This is a genomic window from Nitrospirillum karajorum (assembly GCF_036348415.1).
Lineage (GTDB): Bacteria > Pseudomonadota > Alphaproteobacteria > Azospirillales > Azospirillaceae > Nitrospirillum > Nitrospirillum amazonense_B.
In genome coordinates this window covers 1,511,332-1,532,698 of the sequence record NZ_JAZBQB010000001.1, presented here as the reverse complement: position 1 = coordinate 1,532,698, position 21,367 = coordinate 1,511,332, and the positions used below count along the sequence as shown (strand labels likewise).

At 66.1% G+C, this 21,367-nt stretch carries 16 protein-coding genes; 14 read left to right on the top strand and 2 right to left on the bottom strand.

The genetic code is table 11. The annotated features are described in order from the left end of the window. Positions 1 to 19 precede the first annotated feature (19 nt). Positions 20 to 943 carry a LysR family transcriptional regulator gene (locus UCD39_RS06695; protein WP_330495271.1) on the bottom strand — a complete coding sequence of 308 codons (924 nt, stop codon included), beginning with the start codon at positions 941 to 943 and terminating at the stop codon, positions 20 to 22. A gap of 146 nt (positions 944 to 1,089) precedes the next feature. Here UCD39_RS06695 and UCD39_RS06690 point away from each other — a divergent pair, with 146 nt between their 5' ends. The 3 genes from UCD39_RS06690 to UCD39_RS06680 all read left to right on the top strand — a co-directional run bounded on the left by UCD39_RS06690 (position 1,090) and on the right by UCD39_RS06680 (position 3,688). Further along, a complete protein-coding gene (locus tag UCD39_RS06690) occupies positions 1,090 to 1,788 on the top strand; it encodes a pirin family protein (protein WP_330495270.1) in 699 nt (232 codons plus the stop codon). A gap of 254 nt (positions 1,789 to 2,042) precedes the next feature. Next, entirely contained in the window at positions 2,043 to 2,504 is a 462-nt protein-coding gene (locus UCD39_RS06685; protein WP_330495269.1) for a Dps family protein, read from the top strand. Between the two features lie 353 nt (positions 2,505 to 2,857). Then, positions 2,858 to 3,688, top strand: a complete 831-nt coding sequence (locus tag UCD39_RS06680; protein WP_330495499.1) for an alpha/beta fold hydrolase — start codon at positions 2,858 to 2,860, stop codon at positions 3,686 to 3,688. Positions 3,689 to 3,741: 53 nt separating this feature from the next. Here UCD39_RS06680 and UCD39_RS06675 read toward each other — a convergent pair whose 3' ends face one another. Further along, positions 3,742 to 4,851, bottom strand: a complete 1,110-nt coding sequence (locus UCD39_RS06675) for a glycosyl hydrolase family 28-related protein (protein ID WP_330495268.1) — start codon at positions 4,849 to 4,851, stop codon at positions 3,742 to 3,744. A 1,099-nt stretch (positions 4,852 to 5,950) separates the two neighbouring features. On the opposite strand from UCD39_RS06675, the gene UCD39_RS06670 reads away from it, so the two are divergent. The 11 genes from UCD39_RS06670 to UCD39_RS06620 all read left to right on the top strand — a co-directional run bounded on the left by UCD39_RS06670 (position 5,951) and on the right by UCD39_RS06620 (position 21,333). Next, entirely contained in the window at positions 5,951 to 6,211 is a 261-nt protein-coding gene (locus UCD39_RS06670; protein ID WP_186455555.1) for a hypothetical protein, read from the top strand. Then, positions 6,147 to 7,031 carry a response regulator transcription factor gene (locus UCD39_RS06665; RefSeq protein ID WP_330495267.1) on the top strand — a complete coding sequence of 295 codons (885 nt, stop codon included), beginning with the start codon at positions 6,147 to 6,149 and terminating at the stop codon, positions 7,029 to 7,031. The genes UCD39_RS06670 and UCD39_RS06665 overlap by 65 nt, the downstream gene beginning before the upstream one ends. Then, positions 6,997 to 8,502 (top strand): sensor histidine kinase, encoded by a 1,506-nt coding sequence (locus UCD39_RS06660; protein WP_330495266.1) that lies wholly within the window; start codon positions 6,997 to 6,999, stop codon positions 8,500 to 8,502. The genes UCD39_RS06665 and UCD39_RS06660 overlap by 35 nt, the downstream gene beginning before the upstream one ends. 156 nt (positions 8,503 to 8,658) lie before the next feature. Beyond that, a complete protein-coding gene (locus tag UCD39_RS06655) occupies positions 8,659 to 10,665 on the top strand; it encodes a sulfatase-like hydrolase/transferase (RefSeq protein ID WP_330495265.1) in 2,007 nt (668 codons plus the stop codon). Positions 10,666 to 10,922: 257 nt separating this feature from the next. Beyond that, positions 10,923 to 12,386 (top strand): mannose-1-phosphate guanylyltransferase/mannose-6-phosphate isomerase, encoded by a 1,464-nt coding sequence (locus UCD39_RS06650; protein ID WP_145729330.1) that lies wholly within the window; start codon positions 10,923 to 10,925, stop codon positions 12,384 to 12,386. A 128-nt stretch (positions 12,387 to 12,514) separates the two neighbouring features. Continuing rightward, positions 12,515 to 13,843 carry an outer membrane beta-barrel protein gene (locus UCD39_RS06645; RefSeq protein ID WP_330495264.1) on the top strand — a complete coding sequence of 443 codons (1,329 nt, stop codon included), beginning with the start codon at positions 12,515 to 12,517 and terminating at the stop codon, positions 13,841 to 13,843. Positions 13,844 to 14,038: 195 nt separating this feature from the next. Next, positions 14,039 to 14,758 (top strand): polysaccharide biosynthesis/export family protein, encoded by a 720-nt coding sequence (locus UCD39_RS06640; RefSeq protein ID WP_330495263.1) that lies wholly within the window; start codon positions 14,039 to 14,041, stop codon positions 14,756 to 14,758. Continuing rightward, entirely contained in the window at positions 14,758 to 17,049 is a 2,292-nt protein-coding gene (locus UCD39_RS06635; RefSeq protein ID WP_330495262.1) for a GumC family protein, read from the top strand. The genes UCD39_RS06640 and UCD39_RS06635 overlap by 1 nt, the downstream gene beginning before the upstream one ends. A 39-nt stretch (positions 17,050 to 17,088) precedes the next feature. Beyond that, positions 17,089 to 18,408: a glycosyltransferase gene (locus UCD39_RS06630; RefSeq protein ID WP_330495261.1), complete on the top strand. Its 1,320-nt coding sequence runs from the start codon at positions 17,089 to 17,091 to the stop codon at positions 18,406 to 18,408. Continuing rightward, complete coding sequence (locus UCD39_RS06625) at positions 18,398 to 19,660, top strand: glycosyltransferase (protein ID WP_330495260.1); 1,263 nt, start codon at positions 18,398 to 18,400, stop codon at positions 19,658 to 19,660. The genes UCD39_RS06630 and UCD39_RS06625 overlap by 11 nt, the downstream gene beginning before the upstream one ends. 182 nt (positions 19,661 to 19,842) lie before the next feature. After that, positions 19,843 to 21,333 (top strand): undecaprenyl-phosphate glucose phosphotransferase, encoded by a 1,491-nt coding sequence (locus UCD39_RS06620; protein WP_330495259.1) that lies wholly within the window; start codon positions 19,843 to 19,845, stop codon positions 21,331 to 21,333. The last annotated feature ends 34 nt before the right edge of the window (positions 21,334 to 21,367 follow it).

The following is a 21,367-nucleotide window of genomic DNA, read 5'->3' as shown; positions in this document are numbered from 1 at the left end:
TACGCCTGCACCCCTCCGGCTAAACCAGCGCCCGGGTCCAGGGGGCGGAACCGGCGGTGAAACGGTGCGCCAGGAAATCCAGCAGCACGGCGACACGGGCGGCGCGCGGGCCGCCGGCCGGCGTCACCAGGTTGATGGCCAGCGGCGGCGGCGCCCAATCCCGACAGGCGATCACCAGCCGCCCGTCGCGCACCGCCTCCCACGCCAGGAAGTCGGGCTGCATGGCCACGCCCAGGCCCGCCAGCAGCGCGTCCTGCAAGGCATCGGCGTTGGTGGCGCTCAAGGGGCCCTTGACCCTCACCGACTCCTCCGTGCCGTCCGGGTGGGTGAAGTGCCAAATCTCCCCCGTCGCCAGGTAACTGTAGACCAGGCAGGCGTGATCCTTCAGGTCGCGCGGCCGGGCAGGCATGCCACGCTGGGCGAAATAGCTGGGCGCGCCCACGACCCAGCGGCGTACCGGGCAAAGGCGGCGGGTGATCAGGCTGGAGTCCGCCAGCGCGGCGATGCGCAGCGCCACGTCGACGCCGCCCGCGACCAGATCCACCAGCCGGTCGTCCAGTTGCAGGTCCACCGTCACATCTGGATAGGTGGCCAGGAAATCCGGCAGCGCTGGGGCCACATGCCGCACGCCGAAGGACATGGGGGCGGCCAGGCGCACCCTGCCGTGCGGCTGGCTGGACTTGGCCTGCGCCTCCGCCTCCACCGCCTCCCCTTCCGCCAGGATTTGGGCGGCCCGCACGGCCAGTACGCGCCCCGTTTCGGTCAGGGAAAAGCGGCGGGAGGTGCGATGGATGAGACGCTCACCCAGCCGCTCCTCCAACCGCTTCACCGCCTTGGAAATGGTGGCGTTGGATACGCCGAAATCGCTGGCGGCGGCGGCGAAGGACCCGGTTTCCGCCACTTTGGCGAAAATAGCCCAGGCCTCAAGATCGGGAATGGGCATGGCGAGGCTCCTGGTCGATATCGTCAAAATTGGAAACGATGAAGTTCCATAGTTTCTATTTTCGTCAGCGTCAACCAGGACCATCTTAAGTCCTGTCAGCGGCGCCCACCGACGCCGCGCCAGAGATGAAAGCAAGGAGCTTTGTCATGATCGAACGTCGTCCGTTCGCCAAGCTGGGTGGCGCCAACCACGGTTGGCTTAAGGCCAAGCATCATTTCTCGTTCGCCAGCTACTACGATCCGTCCAACATGGGCTGGGGTGCCCTGCGGGTCTGGAACGACGACGAGATCGCGCCCAAGTCCGGCTTCCCTCCGCACCCGCATGCCGACATGGAGATCATCACCTACGTCCGCGACGGCGCCATTACCCACCAGGACAGCGTGGGCAACGAGGGCCGCACCGAGGCCGGCGACGTGCAGGTGATGTCGGCCGGTTCCGGCATCCGCCATGCCGAGTACAACCTGGAGAATGAGACCACCCGCATCTTCCAGATCTGGATCCAGCCGGAAACGCGGGGCGGCACGCCCTCCTGGGGCGCCAAGCCCTTCCCCAAGGCCGACCGGTCCGGCCGGTTCGTGACCCTGGCCAGCGGCTATGCCGAGGATGAGGGCGCGCTGCCCATTCGCGCCAAGGCCCGCGTCATGGGTGCCACGGTCAAGGCGGGCGAACGTGTCAGCCTGACCGTGGACCCTACCCGCCATGTCTACCTGGTGCCGGCCAAGGGCGTGGTGGAGGTCGACGGCGTCCGCATCGAGGCCCGGGATGGCGCCGCCATCACCGACCAGGCCACGATCGAGGTGGTGGGCATCGAGGACGCCGAGGTGGTGGTGGTCGACGCCATCTGATGGCGATGGACGGTGGGCGCGGTGGTGGAAGCCATGTCGCGCCCACCACCATCCTGGCTGGATTGACCGGTGGCGGGCTTGGAACGGCGGCGGCGCGCCCTAAATCCTTTATGCCTGGTGCCGGCCGTCCACGAGACGGCCCCACGAAAAGGAAGCGCGGCGTTCAATAGGGCGACAACCCTTCAAGACGAAACCGACGGGGGCTGGTACGCCCCGCTGCGCATCCCCACGAAACCTCCACCGGAGAACCGATGATGAGCAACAAGCCGAACTTCCAGGGTGTGCCCGGCGCGCTGACGCCCCTGCTGGCCGACATGTTCGCCCTGTACCTGAAGACCAAGAACTTCCACTGGCACATCTCGGGCCCGCATTTCCGCGAATACCATCTGCTGCTGGACGCCCAGGCCGCGCAGATCTTCGCCACCACCGATGCCATCGCCGAGCGGGTGCGCAAGGTGGGCGGCACCACCCTGAAATCCATCGGGCAGATCGCCAAGCTGCAGCGCATCAAGGACAATGATGCCGAGGGCGTGGGTGCCCTGGACATGCTGCGCGAACTGCATGACGACAACGTCACCTTGGCCGGCATCCTGCGCGAGGCGCACGAGGTCTGTGACGAGGCGGGCGACGTCGCCTCCGCCAGCCTGCTGGAAAACTGGATCGACGAGGCCGAGGAACGCGCCTGGTTCCTGGCCCAGACGATCAGCGCCGACTGACCCGGCACGCCCGTCGCCGGGCGACCATTTCTGCGCACAAACCATCAAATCGCGCGTGTCCCCTGCAAGTCACCGGTCCCCCGCCGCCCTACCTTGGGCGTCGCGGGGGCCGCACCCCGGTTCCGCACACCTCAAGGAACAGCAGGGTCATGACACCGAACAGCGACCTTTCCCAACCCGATCCCAGCGCCTTTCCATCGCCCCAGGCTGGGGCGGAAACCTCCCGCCGCACCGTTCTGATGGGTGGCGCGGCCGTGGCGGCGCTGGCCGCCCTGCCCGCCGGCGCCGCCCTCGCGGCCAGCGACACCCCCTCTTCCCATGGCCCGCACGCGGCCCACAAAGGAACCCATGCCATGAGCTTCATCACCACCAAGGACGGCGTCCAGATTTTCTACAAGGACTGGGGCCCTAAGACGGCGCAGCCCATCGTCTTCCATCACGGCTGGCCGCTGTCGTCGGACGACTGGGACAACCAGATGATGTTCTTCCTGGCCCATGGGTATCGCGTCATCGCCCATGACCGTCGCGGCCACGGCCGGTCCACCCAGACCGATACCGGGAACGAGATGGACACCTATGCGGCCGACGTCATCGCGCTGGCCGCCGCCCTGGATCTGAAGAACGCCATCCATGTCGGCCATTCCACCGGCGGCGGCGAAGTGGCGCGCTATGTCGCCCGCGCCGAGAAGGGTCGCGTGGCCAAGGCGGTGCTGATCGGCGCCGTGCCGCCCATCATGCTGAAGACCGACAAGAACCCGGGCGGCCTGCCCATGGAGGTGTTCGACGGCTTCCGCACTCAGTTGGTCGCCAACCGCGCCCAGTTCTACCGCGACATTCCGGCGGGTCCCTTCTATGGCTTCAACCGCCCCGGCGCCAAGGTATCGGAGGGGGTGATCAACAACTGGTGGCGCCAGGGCATGATCGGCGGCATCAAGGCCCACTACGATTGCATCAAGGCGTTTTCGGAAACCGACTTCACCGAAGATCTGAAGAAGATCGACGTGCCCGTGCTGATCATGCACGGCGATGACGACCAGATCGTGCCCATCGCGGACTCCGCGCATCTCGCGATCAAGTTGGTGAAGAATGGCACCCTGAAGGTCTATCCGGGCCTGCCTCACGGCATGGCCACGACCCACGCCGACACCATCAACCCCGACCTGCTGGCCTTCGCCAAGGGCTGAGTTTGGCGTATTGAGGAACGGGCAGGCCAGGGCACACCTGGCCTGCCCTTTTTTTAACCGGAACTGATCGTCGTCTTGAGGTTCAGGGTCCCGCTGGGGGAAGTGCCGGTACAATTCTCTGCCATCCAGGTGCAGCCCGTACCGCTGACCACGTCGAAACCACCACCCGACTGACGCATCAGTACATGGCCGGCGGCGTTGCCGTTTACCTGGGCCAAGCGGGACTTGCCCGTGGTCGCCATGGCCCCGCCGGAGGACTGGTCGCAATTGTCCAGCACCGTCAGGTTGCTGAACCAGCCCCGCACCATGTAGGTAGCCCCGCCACCCTCATTATAACCGGTGCAGTTGCGCAGCCGCATCTGCACCAGGCCATAGACATGGGCGCCGTTGGGATCACCGGGCGACAGCGACCGGCAGTTGTTCTCGAAGCCCACCTGCTCGATGGCGGCGCCACTGGAGGTGCCGTTGTTGTAGTAGAAGCCATAGCTGCCGTTGTCGCGGCAGTAGCCGCCGAAGATACGAACGTCGGTGGTGCCGCCGTAGGTTGAATCGAAGTTGGTTGCCATCATGCCGCACTTCGTGTTCTGGGCGAAGAAGCAGCCCACCACGGTGATGGCAGAACAAACACCGCCCTTGGATTGGGCGAAGACGGCGCCGTTCTGCTTGCAGTCCTGGAAGAAGCAGCCCACCAGCAAGGACTCAAAGACGTTGCCCTCAAACAACAGGCCATTCAGGCCCGCGCCCTCGATGCAGAGCCCGTCGAGCGTGACATTGTAGAAGAAGTAAGAGCTGCCATAGGCGATGATGCGCAGGCCGTTGCCGTCCTTGCCGCTGCCCAGGATTTTCATGGCGCCCAGGATACGGAAGTACCGCACGGTGTTGACCGCCTGCAGGCTCATGATGTCGGTGCCGTTGGTGATGGTCGACACCAACGTGGCGCCCTGCGCCTGTAGGCCCCAAGGCTTGCCCGCGTCCTGGGTGGACACGAAGGAGATGGTCTTAGCGATGGCATAGGTGCCGGCCGGCACGATGACCATCAAGCCCTTGGTGGCGGCGGCCGCCAAAGCCTTGGAGAAGGCGGCGCTGTCATCGGTGACGCCATCGCCCACGGCTCCGTAGTCATAAATGCTGGGGGTGGCCTTAGCCGTGGCGGTCTGGGCCACCTGGGTAGCCAGGTCCGCCGAGGGCTCCCCCCCGCGCGCGTGGCGGCGGACAAGCCGAAGGGCAGCGCGGCACCGGCCGCGATCAAATGTCGGCGATCCATGATTTACCTCGCTGAAGATCCGTGCTGCCCCGCCACCGCCCTTATTGGCGCTTGAATTTCCTGCGGGATGACGAAGTTCCGACCCAAGAGGCGCTAGGCCTATGGAGGAGGGGGTCCCCATTCTTTCGGCGGCGCCGCGTTGAGCATTCACTTAGTCGAAGAGCCCCGCAAGACCAAAACAGTGTGTCGGCAAGCGGCAAAAGACATACCCCCGAAAGAAGAAAACAGGTCCTTTCCTTTGCCACGCACCCACTACGGACGGTTGTATCCGGTCTTAGTCATATACCGCACCGCAATAGACATATATCACCCGCGCCATGTGACGAAACTGTGTTCGCCGAATGCCCAATGGCGGCCACACGCCGGGGCAGGGCATTGTTGCCGTGCTTGCAAACGGCACCAATACGTTCGATAGATTGCCTTTATGTTAAATTGTATGTAATTAGAGGTTGCTCAACTGGTCCCGCCTTAATCAATAAATCAAAACCATCGTTAAGCCTTTCGGTAGGAATACGCGGCCGCTCAGGCGCCACGGTGATGCCACGATCCCGTGCGACGTAGGGGCAGACGGCTTCTGAACCATAATAAAGGCGGCGACCCCAGCCCACCGGGGATCACTCGCCTTCGAAGGCAGGCTCCCCGGGAGGGACCACCCCAATGATGTGCGTGACCGGCCGTCGGCTGACACCCGATGGCAGGCAAACGGAGGTCGTCCCTTATGGAGGTTCTTAGTGGTGTGCGCAAAACTTTGGCATCGGGCAGGCCTATCGGGGCTGATGCTGCTGTCGGGCTGCACCGCCTGGTTGCCGCCGTGGGAGCAGGCCAAGCCCGCACCGCAAAAGATAGCGGTAACACGCCCCCAGCCCACGCGCACCAAGGCTCCCGCGACAGCCTCCGCTAACGGGGGGCCGTCCACCAGCGACGCCCGCGTGGCATCCGCCCGACGCGCCCCCTCCCCCACCACCCCATCGGTACCGGCGGCCGGAACGGCGCAGCCCATGAACGACATCGACCTGGTGGGAATGGACGAATCCCAATTGCAGGCCCTGATGGGGCCCCCTTCCTCGCAGCATGACCTGTCTCCGGGGAAGGAATGGCTCTACCGGCACGGGGCCTGCACCGTCGACCTGACACTGTACCCAGACATCAAGACGCAGGCTTACCGCGTCCTAAGCTATGAGGTGACAAGTGACAATGACACCGGCGACCGCAAACGCTACTGCCTGGCAGACCTCCGGGCCGTGGCTCAAGCCAAATGACGTCCTGCCGGCCGTGCCGGCCCGCGTGGTCCTTGTCGACGATGACGAGGCCTTTCGCGAAGCGGCGACGGGAGAGCTGGAGGATCTGGGCTTCACCGTTACCGGCTTCCCCGACGCGAAGTCACTGATCCAGTACCTGACCAGCGCCGACGGCGCCGGACTGGACGACAGCGCCGCGGATATCCTGGTCGTCGATTGGTGCCTGGAACGCACGCTGGGCATCGACCTTCTGCCCGATCTGCGCCGCCGCGGCTGCCGCATCCCGGTCATTTTCCTGACTGGCATGTCCGTGCCCGCGAACGAAACCCTGGCCCTGGACCGGGGCGCGGTCGACTTCATTGACAAGACACGCGGCATGTCGGTCCTGGCCCGACGCATCCGCCTGATCCTGCAGCCGCCGACCGCCGCCACCCCTACCCCAACGACAAAGGGGGGGGATGAAATCATCTGCGGGAATCTTACCCTTAAGCCCAAGGTCAACCGGGCCTTCTGGCGAGGCCGCGACGTTATGCTTACGGTGACCGAGTTCAGTATCGTCGAGTTCATGGTGGCCAATCTGGGTGAGCACGTCACCTACCGGGCCATCTATGACCGGGTGCACTGGAGCGGTTTCATCGCCGGCAGCGGTGAGGATGGCTACCGGACCAACGTGCGCTCGTCGATCAAGCGGATCCGGAGCAAATTCAATGCTATCGATCGTGGCTTTGCGGAAATTGAGAATTTCGCGGCCTTCGGCTACCGATGGCGTGACCCGGCCAGCATCGACGCCCTATCGTCTGACATGGATGGCCCGGAGGATATCCGGATCACTCACGGTTAGGCTGGGCTTCCTGCTACTGATTTTCGCCGCCCTGCCTTTCATCCTGTACGGCCAGTTCGAGACGGCGGACCGCAAGGAAAGGGAAATTGTCACCAAGAACCTGCGGTACAGCAGCTGGCTCATCGCCCAGGCTTTGAAGCCGCTGCTGAACCGCGAGAGCGGTCCACCCACCGCCTCGTTGAACGACGAACTGGCCAAGTACGACGGTGACGGCACCAACCTGAAATTGATGTTCCAACCCAAGGGGGGAGCCGCCGGCCAGGACGGCGGCTTCTACTTCCTGGCGTCGGCGCCCAAGGTCGACGCGGCCGACCTGGGCGCCACGCTGGACAACCTGCAACGCCACGGCATCGTCGCCCAGGTGTCGGAAAGCTGCACCTGGGACAAGCCGGTCGACATCCGCTACACCCAGCCCACGGGGCATGAGGAGATACTGACCTCCGTCATTCCCATTCAAAGCCGCTGGGGCTGCTGGGTCCTGGTCTCCTCCCACGTCACGTCGGAATTGCTGGCGACCGCCATCGGGCGCCCCTATTGGCAAACGCCGCAGGTGCGGCTCTCGCTGATGCTTTACCTGGCCGTGGCCGTCATCGCCCTGCTCACCGCCCTGTCGGTGCGCCGTCACATCCGTCATTTCCGGCACGTCGCCCGTGAAATCCGCCAAGGCCGCGTGGCCGGCAACACCTTCGCCAGCCGCAACGCCATTCCCGAGTTGGACAGCGTGGCCCAGGATTTCGACGGGCTGGTGCATGACCTGCACCACGTCGCCGGCGTCATCCGCCAGACGGCGGAAGACAACGCCCATTCCTTCAAGGGGCCGGTCGCCACCATCCAGGCCTGCCTGGAACCGCTGAAGCGCCTGGTACCGGCGGAGCATGCGCGCGGCAAGCGCGCGGCGGAACTGATCGAACTGTCGCTGGACCGGCTGAAGGCCCTGATCTCCGCCTCGCAATGCCTGGATAACACCATGGCGGACATGATCGAATCGCCCCGCGAAAGCGTGGACCTGACGCAGATCGTAGCCGATATCCTGAAAAGCTATCGTGAGGTGTTGGTGGCCCGCCAGATCCGCCTCAGCCGGCAATTGCAGCCGGAGGTCCTGGTCCGCGCGGGCAAGGTCGCCCTGGCCGTGGTGGTGGAGAACATCCTCGACAACGCCGTCAGCTTCACCCCCGACGCCGGCGCCATCGCCGTGCGCCTGCAGGAGGAGGAGGGCGTGATCAACCTGACAATAGAGGACAGCGGGCCCGGCATCGACCCCGACAAGATCCACAACATCTTCGACCGCTATTTCTCCCTGCGGCCCCCCGACCATGCCCGCCGCGACGCCAAGGGCGGGTCACCGGGCCATGCCGGCCTGGGCCTATGGATCGTGAAGCGCAATGTGGAGGCGCTGGGCGGCACGGTCACCGCTACCAACCGCATCGGCGGTGGCCTTAAGGTCCACATCGTCCTGCCGGCCGCGGCCTGAAGGGCCCCCGCCCATCGCCTCACAACTTATAAGAGAATATTCTTGGCGGAACCATTCCCCGCCCCTATAGTGCCGGTCACAACATAAGCCCGCGAAGGTTGCATCACGCCAGCCGCCCGGGTGAACGGTCGCCACGATGGGAGGGACGCATTCGCCATGACCACGAGCCCCAACATCCTGCTGGTCACCACCGACCAGTATCGCTTTCCCCGCTTCTCCTACGGCCCTGAGGGCGGCTTCGCCGAGGCGCTGAAGCGCATCCTGGGTTTCCAGGGGACGGTGGAACCGGGCGACCCTTATGCCGAATTTTTTCCCGGCTTGCTGCGCCTGCGCAAAAACGCGGTGGTGCTGCGCAATCACACCATCGCCGCCAGCGCCTGCACGCCCAGCCGCGCCACCATTTACACCGGCCAGTATGGCACGCGCACCGGCGTGACGCAGACCGACGGCCTGTTCAAGAGTGGTGATGCCGCCAACTTCCCCTGGCTGGCGGCCGATGGCATCCCCACCCTGGGCAGTTGGATGCGCGCCGCCGGCTACAGCACCCATTACTTCGGCAAATGGCATGTGAGCAACCCGCCGGACCACAGCCTGGATGCCTATGGCTTCGACGATTGGGAGGAGTCCTATCCGGAGCCGCATGGCGCCTCGCCCAACAATCTGGGCACCTATCGCGACATCGGTTTCGCCGACTCCGTATGCAATTTCCTGCGCCGCAAGGCGCTGGGCCTCGATTATGACCGCGCCGCCGCGATCAAAAGCGAGAAGGCCCCCAACTTAAAGGCACCGGACGCGTCGAACGCCCGCCCCTGGTTCGCCGTCGCCTCCTTCGCCAACCCGCACGACATCGCAACATATCCGGCGGTGATCTCCCAGGCCCTGCCGTCCGACAACGGCACGCCCGTCACCCTGCCCAACGGCATGACACTGGGCGCCACCCAGTCACTGTTCGGCCCCCTGACGGTGCCCCTGCAAGGCGACCGCACTCCCCCGCCGACCGGCGGCACCTTCCAGGTTGCCCTGAACCCCCTGGGCTTTCCGCAGGACTGCGCCCTCAACCCGCCCACGCTGGTTGAGGATCTGTCAACGAAGCCGTCCTGCCAACACGACTACGCTTACAAGATGGGTTTGGCCCTGTCGGCCAAGATTGGCTACAACTTCGCTGGCGTTGTGCCGGCGGACAAGCTGGACGCGGCTGTGGCCACCACGCTGAAAAGCTGCATCCCCTTTCAACTGACCTCCGATCCCGCCACGTCGGCCCAGGATTTCATCCAGCTCTATGCCTATCTGCATTCCCTGGTCGACACGCAAATCGACCGCGTGCTGCGCACGCTGGAGGAGTCCGGCCTGGCGGAAAACACCATCGTCGTCTTCCTCGCCGACCATGGCGAGTATGCCGGTGCCCACGGCATGATGATCGAGAAATGGCACACCGCCTACCAGGAGGCGCTGCACGTCCCCGTGGTGGTGCAGTTTCCACCCTCCACCCATGTTCATGGCGGCCTGCGCCAGCTGGACCAGGTGACCAGCCACATCGACATCCTGCCGACCATCCTGGGCCTGGCCAAGGTGGATCAGGCGGAGGTGGCCAGCCGGCTGGCCGCCACGCGTGGGCCCTTCCCACCCCTGCCGGGCGCCAACCTGGCCCCCCTGATCCATGGCAGGACGGACGTGGTGATGGAGCCGGACGGGACACCCCGCCAGGGGGTGCTGTTCATCACGGATGACGAGATCACGGAGCCGCTGCCCCCCATCGGCGATCCGCATGAGACGGCGTCCTACGGCCAATTCGCCATCTACGATGCCACGGTCGCCGCCGTGCGCCATGGCTGGCACGGCAAAGGCCCCGTTCCCGACCTGGCGCCGGGCCCGGTCCGTCAGCCCAACCATGTCCGCTGTGTGCGCACCGCCGATTTCAAGCTGGCGCGCTATTGCGATCCACATGAGCGGGTGCCGCAGGAATGGGAAATGTACGATCTGCGCAATGACCCCAACGAGACCACCAACCTGGTCCACGTGCGTGTCTCGCCGCCAACGGCCCGTCCTGATCTGCCGGCGTGGGCCCCTCACGGCGCGGTGCAGGCGGAGGCGGACCGCCTGGCCCACCTGCTGGCGCGGCTGGAGGCACGGGATCTCACCCCCTTGGCTGCGGACGCGACCTGACGCCACAGCACATCGCCGATACCGTGCAGCGCCGCCCCTCACCGGGCGGCGCTTTCGTTTGCGCACTCCGCCGCCGCACCCGTCCAGGCGTGGTGGGGTCGACGGCCCACCCTTTTTGGGTGTGTACCGGGGCGCCCGGTCCGTCCCTTCCTGATCGGCCCGGAACACCCGGCCACGGCTTGGTCACTGGCCCCCATCGGGCCCGACCCGTAGCGTCACCGGCAAATGTTCCCACCCTGAAGCGGAGCGGTCATAAAATGCATGACGTGACGGAGCGCGTGTCCACCCGAGCCCTGCGGACCACGCAAATCCATCCGGTTCTCTTGTCCGGCGGCGCCGGCACCCGGCTGTGGCCCCTCTCCAGGGCGATCCACCCCAAACAATTCCTGGCGCTGACCTCTGACCGCACCCTGTTACAGGAAACGGCGGCGCGCAGCCTGGGCGACGCCGGCTTCGCCGACCCGGTGGTCATCTGCAATGAAGAGCATCGGTTCATGATCCATGAACAGTTGCACGGCATGGGGATTCAGCCCCAGACCATCATCCTGGAAAGTGCCGCCCGCAACACCGCGCCGGCCATCGCCGCCGTCGCCCTGTGGCTGATGGACCGCGACCCGGACGCGCTGATGCTGGCCCAGCCCTGCGACCACCTGATCGGCTCGCTGCCCGATTTCTACCTGGCGGTTGCCAAGGGCGTTCCCGCCGCCCAGGCGGGCCATCTGGTCACCTTCGGCGTCGTTCCAGACAAGCCGGAAACGGGGTATGGCTACATCCGCACAGGCGCCCCGCTGCCCGGTGTCGACGGCGTCCGCGCGGTCGAGCATTTCGCCGAGAAGCCCAACGCCGAAACGGCGGAAAAGTATCTGGCCAGCGGCACCTATCTTTGGAATAGCGGCATCTTCCTCATGTCCGCCCGCCAGTACATCGCGGAACTGGAACGCCTGCAGCCGGACATGGTCACCGCCGTGCGCGAGGCCATCGCCGCGGGCAAGGAGGACAACGGCTTTTTCCGCCTGGATGAAGGCTGCTTCACCGCCGCCGCCGCGCTGTCCATCGATCATGCCGTCATGGAGCATACCGACAAGGCGGCAGTCATCCCGGTGGAGATGGCCTGGTGCGACGTCGGGTCCTGGCGTTCCCTCTGGGACGTCAGCCATAAGGACGACGACGGCAATGTCGAGCAGGGCGACGTCATCCTGCAGGACGTGACCAACAGCTACGTCCATTCCGACGGGCGCCTGGTGGCCGCCATCGGAGTGAAGGATCTGGTGATCGTCGCCACCGATGACGCGGTGCTGGTCGCCGACGCCGCCCACGCCAAGAACGTGGGCAAGGTGGTGGAGCAACTGCGCCGCCGCAATCGGTCGGAAGAAACGCACCACACCACGGTGTACCGCCCATGGGGCTATTACCGCGCCGTGGACATCGGCTATCGCTTCCAGGTGAAGCGCATCATGGTGAAGCCGGGCGCCCGCCTCAGCCTGCAAAAGCATCACCACCGGGCGGAGCACTGGATCGTCGTCCAGGGTACGGCGCTGGTCCAGCGCGATGGCGAGAACCGCCTGGTGCGGGAGAACGAGTCCGTTCACATCCCCATCGGCATGGAGCACCGCCTGGAGAACCCCGGCAAGCTGCCCCTGCACCTGATCGAAGTGCAGTCCGGCGCCTATTTGGGCGAGGACGACATCGTGCGTCTGTCCGACACCTACGGCCGCGCGTAAGCGCGGCCCCCTTCAAGAAGAAGGGAGCCACTTCGAACGCGCAAGCGGGCGGGGAACGGGGGGCAACCCGTTTTTAAACCAAGACGCGGTCCCGCAAGGGCAACGCGCCGAGCCCGAGGTCAAATCCAATGCCTTCACACCACCGACGCCCTTTCATCCCGGCGACCGGCATCCCATCATCGGGGCCCAAGGCCAGGAACGGCCTGAAGCGTCGCCTGCTGGCGGCCGGGGCCGGCCTGGCCCTGGCGGGCGGCTTGGCCCTGCCGGCCGGCGCCCAGACCGACACCTCGCCGGATGAGACGGTGGCGACCCGCCAACATCCGGAATACGATCCCACGGGCATCCGGATGGGCGGTTTCATCCTGTACCCCAGTGTGACGCTGGATGAGGTGTTCGACAGCAACATCTATGCGACGCAAGGCCACGACACCAGCGACCTGATCACGGTGCTGCAGCCCAAGCTGGAGCTGAAGTCCAACTGGAATGTCCACCAGCTGAACCTGCACGCCAGCGGCGACATCGACTGGTACGCCCAGCACAGCCGCGAGAACTACGCCAACTACGACATCGGCGCGGACGGCCGGCTGGAAGTTTACCACGACGCCTGGATCGCCGGCGGCGCCGACTACAGCCTGTGGCACCTGCCCCGCACTTCGCCCAACAACATCGTCGGCCAGGCCGATCCCACCGAATACAACCAGGCCTCGGCCAACGTGGTGGGCCACAAGGAATTCGGCAACCTGTTCGTCGAGTTGGGCGACAGCTACAACCGCTATGACTTCGCCAACGCCAAGACCTTCGATGGCCGCACCATCCTATGGGAACGGCAGAACCATGATGAGAACGAGGTCAGCGTCCGCACCGGCTACACCATCCAGGGCTTGTATGAGCTGTACGTGAAGGGCGCCTACAACACACGCAATTACGACAGCGCGTCGGACATGAGCGGCTTCAACCGCAATTCCAACGGCTATACCGTCCTGGTCGGCGGCAATTACAACCTGACGGGCATCACCTCCGTCGACCTGTTCGCCGGTTACCGATCGCAGGATTATGACGATCCGCGCCTGGGCACCTTCTCCGCCCCGACGGGCGGCGCCAAGATCACCTGGAACGTGACCCCGCTGACCACCGTGACCGGTGAAATCACCCGCGATATCGACGAAACCATCGTGGTGGGGGCCGCCGGCTACTTCGCCACCAAGGAAACCGTGGCCGCGGATCATGAGTTGCTGCGCAACCTCATCCTGCACCTGCAGCTAAGCCATGAGTCCGACGATTTCCAGAATATAGGCCGAACAGATGACGTCTATGGCGTCGGTCTTGGCGGAAAATACATGCTGAACCAAATGACCGCCATCAACGTGCGCTATAACTACCAAGTCCGGTCATCTAACGGCACCGGAATTGGCTACGCTGACCACAACATCCTGGTCGGCCTAACCTTCCACATGTAAGGGAATACTGGCTGTATCCATAGCCATCACAGCGCATGCGGGGGCGGCCCTCGTTTGATCACAACCGCCGCCCCGCGCGTTTGATAAAACCATCGTGTGAGCCCGGCGAGAAACGGGCTGTCACCAGGAAAACCAAGGGATGAGGACCTGGCGCTATTGCGCCGGGCCGCCTCCCATCAAGCAGAAGGTGCCGGAATGCTGCCTTCCAGCCTCACCTCCCAACACCGCGACCGGCTGGCGCCCAGATTGTCATCCCGATGGGCGTCCCAGGGGGCGCCCAGGCTGGCGGTCGTCACCGTCATGGCCACCGCCCTGGTGCTTCCCGTCTTGGCCCGCGCCCAGAACGACGCTCCGCCGCCGGCGCCCAACGCGGCCGCCACCAGCGCCAACGTCGTCGCCAACAACGACACCACCGGACGTCCCGCCGCCCCGGCGCCGGGCGGCGTGGCCGCCGCTGACTATCAGCTGGGCCCCGGTGACCGGGTGCGCATCACCGTTTTCGGCCAGCAGGATCTGTCAGGCGAATACGCCGTGGACGGCAGCGGCACCCTGTCCTTTCCCCTGGTGGGGCAAGTGCATGCCGGCTCGCTGACGGCGGCCCAGCTGGGCAAGTCGCTGGAGAGCAGCCTGTCGCCCAACTACATCAAGAACCCCCATGTGAGCGTGGAAGTGCTGAGCTATCGGCCCTTCTACATCTTGGGCGAGGTCAAGACCCCGGGCAGCTATGCCTATGTCTCGGGCATGACGGTGCTGAACGCCGTGGCGCTGGCCGGCGGCTTCACCTACCGCGCCCGCGAGGATGATTTCCGTCTGCAGCGCACCGCCAAGGACGGCAGCAAAACCCAGGTCGACGCCGAACCGACGACGCCGGTCCAGCCCGGTGACGTCATCACAGTCCGGGAGCGCTATTTCTGATGACTTTGCCCGAGCAGCCCCGCGCCCTGGGTGGTGGTCCCATCCTCCCCCGGCGCCTCACCGCCGCCCCACCGGCCCCCCGCCCCATTTACATGCCGCCGCCGCAACAGCAGCCGCGGGACGTGTTGGACACCTACCGCAAGATCTGGGCGCACCGCCGCCTGGTGCTGGCCTGCACCGTGGGCGCCGCCCTTCTGGCCGGCATCGTGGGCTGGAGCATGCCGTCGCGCTACACCTCCGAGGCGCGGGTGCTGGTGGGCGTGCCCCAGCCGTCGATGGAGGGCATCGGCCCCACGATCGCCTCGATCACCTTCAACGCCGAGCGGGTGCAGAGCGAGGGACTGGTCGCCCAGTCGCGGGAGTTGGCCCAGAAGGTGGTCGACCGGCTGCATCTGAACGATGACCCCGAGTTCAACCCGGACGCCAAGACGGCGGCGCCGCAGGTGCCCGCCTGGGCCCGCCTGCTGCCGGCCAGCGTCGCGGAATGGCTGGCCAAGCCCAAGGCCAAGGCGCCGGAAACGCCGGAAGAACAGGCGCGCATGGCAGCCATCATCAACAACCGCACGGTCGACATCCTGGTGTCCAAGCTGGACATCGCGACGGTCGGACGGACGGACGTGCTGAAGATATCCGCCACCACGCGCAACCCGGACACGTCCTCCCTGGTGGCCAACGCGGTCGCCGACGCCTATCTGGCGGAGCAGCGCGACGTGAAGGTCGGCACCGCCAGCCGCGTGGAAGAATATATGGAAAGCCGCATCGCCGACCTTCGCCACCAGGTGGAGGACAGCGAGAAGGCCATCGAGGACTATCGCAAGCAATACGGCCTGTACGATCAGCAGAACGGCACCGGCATCATGGGCCAGCGCCTGACGGAGCTGAACACCCAGCTGATCACCGCCCAGACCGCCAAGGCCGACGCCGAGGCGCACCTGAACGATGCCCAGAACCTGATGCGTCAGGGCATCACCGGCGACAGCGTGCCGGAGGTGCTGAACAACCCCCTGATCCAGTCGCTGAAGCAGCAGCAGGCCGCCGCCGAGCAGCGCCTGGCCCAGCTGTCCGCCACCTATGGCGACAAGCATCCGCAGGTCACCGACGCCAAGGCCCAGATCGCCGACGCCCAGCGCAAGATCAGGGCGGAGATGCAGGGCATCATCAATGGCCTGCAGAACGTGGCCCGCACCGCCAACGCCCGCTATCAGGCCGTGCTGCGCGACTTCAACGAGGCCAAGGGCTCGCTGGGTGCGGACAACCAGAACGCCATCCACCTGGAGGCGATGGAGCGCGACGCCGCCGTCAACCGGCATCTGCTGGAAACCATGCTGACGGAAGAAAAGCGCCTGATCGGCCGCCAGCAGCTGGAGGCGCCGGACGCCCGCGTCATCTCCCGCGCCACGCCGCCGGTGGCCGCCAGCTATCCGCCCAAGGCCCTGATCCTGCTGCTCGGTACCCTGGTCGGCGCCGTGGCCGGCATGCTGATCGCCCTGCTGATGGAGGAGGCGGACCAGACCTTCCGCCAAGGCAGCCAGATCGAGAGCGCCACCGGCATCCCGGTCGTGGCCCTGGTGCCGGAGGTGAAGGGCAAGTCGCCCACCGCCCAGGTGCTGCGCGAGCCCGTATCCCCCTTCGCCGAAACCCTGCGCAAGATCCACATCGCGCTGGAACTGTCAGAGATGGAGTACAGCCCCCGCACCGTGCTGCTGTCCTCCGCCGCCCCCGGCGAGGGCAAGAGCGTCATCATCGCCGCCCTGGGCCGCCTGCTGGCCAGCCATGGCCGGCGCATCCTGATCATCGACTGCGACTGGCGCTCCCCGTCCCAGCACAAGCTGTTCAACGTGTCCAACAAGCACGGCCTGGCCTCGCTGCTGACCGATGACAGCGTCGTGCTGGACGACTGCATCCACCACGACACCCTGTCGGGGCTGGAGCTGATCACCGCCGGGCATTGGACCTCCAAGGACACGCGCATGCTGACATCCGACCGGATGCGGGTCCTGTTGCAGACCTTCGCCAAGAACTATGACCTGGTGCTGATCGACACGGCCCCGGTCCTGGTGGGCGCGGAGGTGCTGGCCATGTCGCGGATGGTGGACAAGGTGCTGTTCACCGTGCGTTGGGACCACACCCGCCGCAACGCCGCGTTGCAGGCCCTGCGCCAACTGGTGGAGGTGCAGTGCGACCTGGCCGGCGTGATCATGTCCCGCGTCGATCCGCGCCGCTACCGCCAGTATGGCTACGGGCCGCTGAACTACGACTACGCCCGCCCCCTGGCCGACCACTTCGGCTGAGCCACCCTGGTCGAGGCCACTTCGGTTAAGGATAGCCCCATGGAGCGAGAGGCCCTGCGTGACTTGCCGCCCGAGGGGGCGAGGGGGATGGATCTTCCTCCTTCCTCCATCCCCTCCCCCCAGGCGGCCCTTTTGACCCGCGCCTATTCTCCCGAGCTGATCGGCTCCGCCCCCCAGTGCGCCGACCTGGCGGAATGGCTGACCCAGAAAGGGTGTGAGACCACGGTGTTCACCGGCCTGCCCTACTACCCGGGCAATGAGGTCTTCACCCAGTACCGGGACTTCAAGGGCGGGCACGAGGTCATGAACGGGGTGCGGGTGGAGCGCCTGCGGGCCATGATCCCGCGCAAGGGCTCCGCCAAGGCCCGCATCCTGGCGGAGGCCAGTTTCCTGCTGGCGGGATTGTGGGCCCGCGCCTCCGGCCGGCTGAAGCCCAAGCCGCTGGTGATCAGCCTCTGCCCGTCCATCCTGACGGTCGCCCTGGGCTGCCTGGTGCGCCAACGCGACGGCCGCCATGTCGCCATCATCCACGACATCCAGTCCGGCATGGCCAAGGGGCTGAACATGGTGTCCAGCGGCGGCCTGGTGAAGGCCATGCGCTGGTGCGAACGCACCGTCCTCAACCGCGTCGACCTGATCGTCGTGCTGACCGAGCACATGGCGGAGCAATTGCGGGACCTGGGCGTGACGCAGGACATCGAGGTGGTGCCCATCTGGGTCGACACCGACCGCTTGTATCCCGAGCCCCCACGGGTTCCGGCCAACGATGGCCCGGCCATCATCCCGGCGCCCAAGATCGCCGCCCGCCTGTTGTACAGCGGCAATTTCGGCCTGAAGCAGGGCCTGGGCCAGGTCCTGTCCATGGCGGAGGAGTTGCAGCGCCGCACCGATGACGTGGAGATCATCCTGCGCGGCAGCGGCGCCATGCGCCCCGCCCTGGAGGAGGAGATCGCCGCCAGGGCCCTGCGCCGCGTGCGCGTCACCGGCCTGCTGCCGCCGGACCAGCTGCGCCAGGGCCTGAGCGAGGGCGACATCCACCTGGTGCCGCAAGAGCCGGACGCCGCCGCCTTCGCCATCCCGTCGAAGATCTTCAACATCATGGCCGTGGGCCGCCCCTTCGTCACCACCGCCAAGCCGCACAGCCCCCTGTGGCATTTGCAGCAGCGCAGCGGCGCCTTCGTCTGCGTGCCGCCCCACGATACCGAAGCCTTCACCGATGCCGTCCTGCGCCTGGTCCGTGACGCGCCGCTGCGCCGGGAACTGGGCGCGCGGGGGCGGCGTTTCGTCGAACAGCATTATTCCCGGTCCCATGTCCTGGGGGGGTTGGTGCGGCGACTGGATGCGCTCTATGCCAAATAAGGTTACCGCGGGGGCACGAGCGATTCCGCTCGCGGACAGCCCCCGCTCCTTCGTGATTTTCGAGCCGGACGCGGAGGGGCACCCCTGCGAATGGCTGAAGCACCTGATGCACTTCGCCGTCGCCGACCGGCGGAACTACCGGGTTTCGTTCGTGGTGGCCCGCGAGTTGTACGATGAGTTGTCGGCCGATGATGCCGCCGGCCGCCAGGACCGCGTGCGGATCCTGCCCCTGGAACCCTCGGAACAGGCGCTGTGCCGCCACCCCCTTCTGCCGGTGCGCGGCTTCGCCCGCTGGTGGGTCATGCGCCGCTATCTGGAGCGCACGGGGTCGGAGGCCGGGCATTTCCTGTCGTTGGATCATCTGACCCTGCCGCTGGCCCTGTCGCTGGGAGCGCGGGGTCGGCGGTTGTGCGGCGTCCTGTTCCGGCCATCGGTCCATTACCGCGCGCTGGGAAGCTATGAACCCAGCCTGAAGGAATGGATGCGCGACGCGCGCAAGGCCCTGCTCTACCCCCTGATGCTGCGCAATGCCGCGGTGCACCGCGTCCTGTCCCTGGACCCCTATTTCCCCACCTTCGCCCATGATCGCTACACCCAGGGCGGCAAGGTGCGGACGGTGGTGGACCCTGTCCATCCCTTCGTGAACGAGAAACCGGAGGAGCGGAGGCTGGCCGACAGCATGCCCACCGACCGCGTCACCCTGTTGCTGTTCGGATTCTTGAGCGAGCGCAAGGGCGTGCTGTCCCTGCTGGACGCCTTGTGCCGGCTGCCGGCGGACGCGGCGTCCAAGGTGGGCGTCATGATCGCCGGCAAGGTCGATCCCGCGCTGCGGGAGCGGGTGTACACGGCCCTGGACCGGGTACACCGGGAACAGCCCGACCTGTGGATCCATCTGGAAGACAGGCGGCTGACCAGCGGCGAGATCAACGCCCTGATCAAGGAAACCTCTGTCGTGCTGGCCCCCTACCAGCGCTTTGTGGGGTCCAGCGGCGTGCTGCTGTGGGCGGCGCAAGCGGGCAAGCCGGTCCTGACCCAGGATCTGGGCCTGCTGGGCTGCCTGGCCCGCACCCACCGTCTGGGCCTGGCGCTGGACACCACCAACAGCGACACTCTCTCCAAAGGCATAGAATATCTATCGGAAAGCGACACCCGCAGTTATTTCGACCAGGAGGCGGCGGCCAACTATATCCGCCATCAGAGTCCGCAGAACTTCGCTTCCGAAATAATCTCCAGCCTCATGGGTACCGCCTGAACCGGATATGACTGGGCGTGTTTGCCGCACCTGCGAGCAAGTCCCAGCTTGGTCACAGGACTTCTTGGGTGGGCCATGGCCTGATCTGGGCGAACTCGGCTGTCGATCAGCCTCCTTTGGCCAGCCGCCGCACATGCGTGGGCGGCCATCGCCACCGGTCGCCGCATTCAGGAACCCGTCCCATGCCCCCAGCCCTGTCCGAAGCCCTTTCCACCCCCCTCATCACCCTGCGCGACCATCCGGTGGGCCTTCCCGCCGCGATAACGCAGCCCCCGCGCAGCGGTCGCCCGCTGGCGCCGGAGGTCATCACCGGCACCGCCGCCGCGCTGGACGCCCTGGCCATCCTGGCCACCGGCGCGGCCGCATACGCCCTGGCGGACGGTACCGTGGCCCGGCCCCTGTTCGGCCTGGTGCTGATCGTCGGCCTGATGCTGGGCATGGCCGCCCTGCGCTGGACCGGCGCGCGGCGGCTGGACCGCTTGCGCAAGCCCGCCGACAGCCTGCTGCCGCTGGCTTCGGCCTGGGCCCTGACCGCCGGCGGCCTGGTCGCCCTGCTCCATCTCCTGGACGCCTTTGACCCGTCCATGACCAACTGGCTGGCCATCTGGTCGCTCCTGGCCCTGGGCGGGCTGGCGATGGGTCGGCTGGCCGCCGGCCTGGCGGTCGGCACCTGGCACCGCGCCGGCCGCCTGACCCAGAACATCGCCGTCGTGGGCACCGGTTCGGAGGGCCAGCGCCTGCTGCGCCACTACCGCGCCACGCCGCGTGACGACCGCCACGTCGTGGGCGTTTACGACGACAACCGCGCCAGCCATGCCCGCTTCTGCGTCGGCTACCCTATCCTCGGCGGCCTTGACCAGCTGCTTGGCGAAATCCGCGCCGGCCGGGTCGACCGGGTCATCCTGGCCATGCCGCTCTCGGGTGAAAATCCCGCCCTGGCCAAAGCGCTGCATGTGCTGGGCCAGGCACCGGTGGACGTGGCCATCAGCTTGGACCCCGTGGCCGTCCACGGCCATGCCGCCGATGGCGAGCCGCCGGCCCTGGACCTGCTGCGCCATCCCCTGACCGGCTGGCGGGCCATCGCCAAGACGATCGAGGACCGGGTGCTGGCCGCCATCATCCTGGTCATGATCTCCCCCATCATGCTGGCCATCGCCGTGGCCATCAAACTGGAGAGCAAGGGCCCCATCCTCTTCAAGCAGAAGCGCCACGGCTATAACAACCAGCTGATCGAGGTGTACAAGTTCCGCTCCATGTACCATCACATGGCGGACGCGAACGCCGAAAAGCTGGCACAGCGCAACGACCCCCGCATCACCCGCCTGGGCCGCATCCTGCGCCGCACCAGCCTGGATGAGCTGCCGCAGTTCATCAACGTGCTGCGCGGTGAGATGTCCATCGTCGGCCCCCGCCCCCACGCCCAGTCCGCCAAGGCCGGCGGTCTGCTGTACCGCGACGCCGTCGCCCACTATGACAGCCGCCACCGTATGAAGCCGGGCATCACCGGCCTGGCCCAGGTCAGCGGCTGGCGGGGCGAGACCAGCACGGTGGAGCACATCGTGAAACGGGTGGAGCACGACCTGCGTTACATCGAGACGTGGACCGTGTTGGGCGACCTGAAAATCATCGCCCGCACCATCACCAGCAGCATCTTCACCAAGAACGCCTATTAAAAAACGCTTCCTGATCAAAGCGTTGACGACCGAT

What these genes read in the sequence shown, in the direction of transcription:
- UCD39_RS06695 (WP_330495271.1), bottom strand. Translation starts at nt 943, where the DNA reads ATGCCCATTCCCGATCTTGAGGCCTGGGCTATTTTCGCCAAAGTGGCG.
- UCD39_RS06690 (WP_330495270.1), top strand. Translation starts at nt 1,090, where the DNA reads ATGATCGAACGTCGTCCGTTCGCCAAGCTGGGTGGCGCCAACCACGGT.
- UCD39_RS06685 (WP_330495269.1), top strand. Translation starts at nt 2,043, where the DNA reads ATGAGCAACAAGCCGAACTTCCAGGGTGTGCCCGGCGCGCTGACGCCC.
- UCD39_RS06680 (WP_330495499.1), top strand. Translation starts at nt 2,858, where the DNA reads ATGAGCTTCATCACCACCAAGGACGGCGTCCAGATTTTCTACAAGGAC.
- UCD39_RS06670 (WP_186455555.1), top strand. Translation starts at nt 5,951, where the DNA reads ATGAACGACATCGACCTGGTGGGAATGGACGAATCCCAATTGCAGGCC.
- UCD39_RS06665 (WP_330495267.1), top strand. Translation starts at nt 6,147, where the DNA reads ATGACACCGGCGACCGCAAACGCTACTGCCTGGCAGACCTCCGGGCCG.
- UCD39_RS06660 (WP_330495266.1), top strand. Translation starts at nt 6,997, where the DNA reads ATGGCCCGGAGGATATCCGGATCACTCACGGTTAGGCTGGGCTTCCTG.
- UCD39_RS06655 (WP_330495265.1), top strand. Translation starts at nt 8,659, where the DNA reads ATGACCACGAGCCCCAACATCCTGCTGGTCACCACCGACCAGTATCGC.
- UCD39_RS06650 (WP_145729330.1), top strand. Translation starts at nt 10,923, where the DNA reads ATGCATGACGTGACGGAGCGCGTGTCCACCCGAGCCCTGCGGACCACG.
- UCD39_RS06645 (WP_330495264.1), top strand. Translation starts at nt 12,515, where the DNA reads ATGCCTTCACACCACCGACGCCCTTTCATCCCGGCGACCGGCATCCCA.
- UCD39_RS06640 (WP_330495263.1), top strand. Translation starts at nt 14,039, where the DNA reads ATGCTGCCTTCCAGCCTCACCTCCCAACACCGCGACCGGCTGGCGCCC.
- UCD39_RS06635 (WP_330495262.1), top strand. Translation starts at nt 14,758, where the DNA reads ATGACTTTGCCCGAGCAGCCCCGCGCCCTGGGTGGTGGTCCCATCCTC.
- UCD39_RS06630 (WP_330495261.1), top strand. Translation starts at nt 17,089, where the DNA reads ATGGAGCGAGAGGCCCTGCGTGACTTGCCGCCCGAGGGGGCGAGGGGG.
- UCD39_RS06625 (WP_330495260.1), top strand. Translation starts at nt 18,398, where the DNA reads ATGCCAAATAAGGTTACCGCGGGGGCACGAGCGATTCCGCTCGCGGAC.
- UCD39_RS06620 (WP_330495259.1), top strand. Translation starts at nt 19,843, where the DNA reads ATGCCCCCAGCCCTGTCCGAAGCCCTTTCCACCCCCCTCATCACCCTG.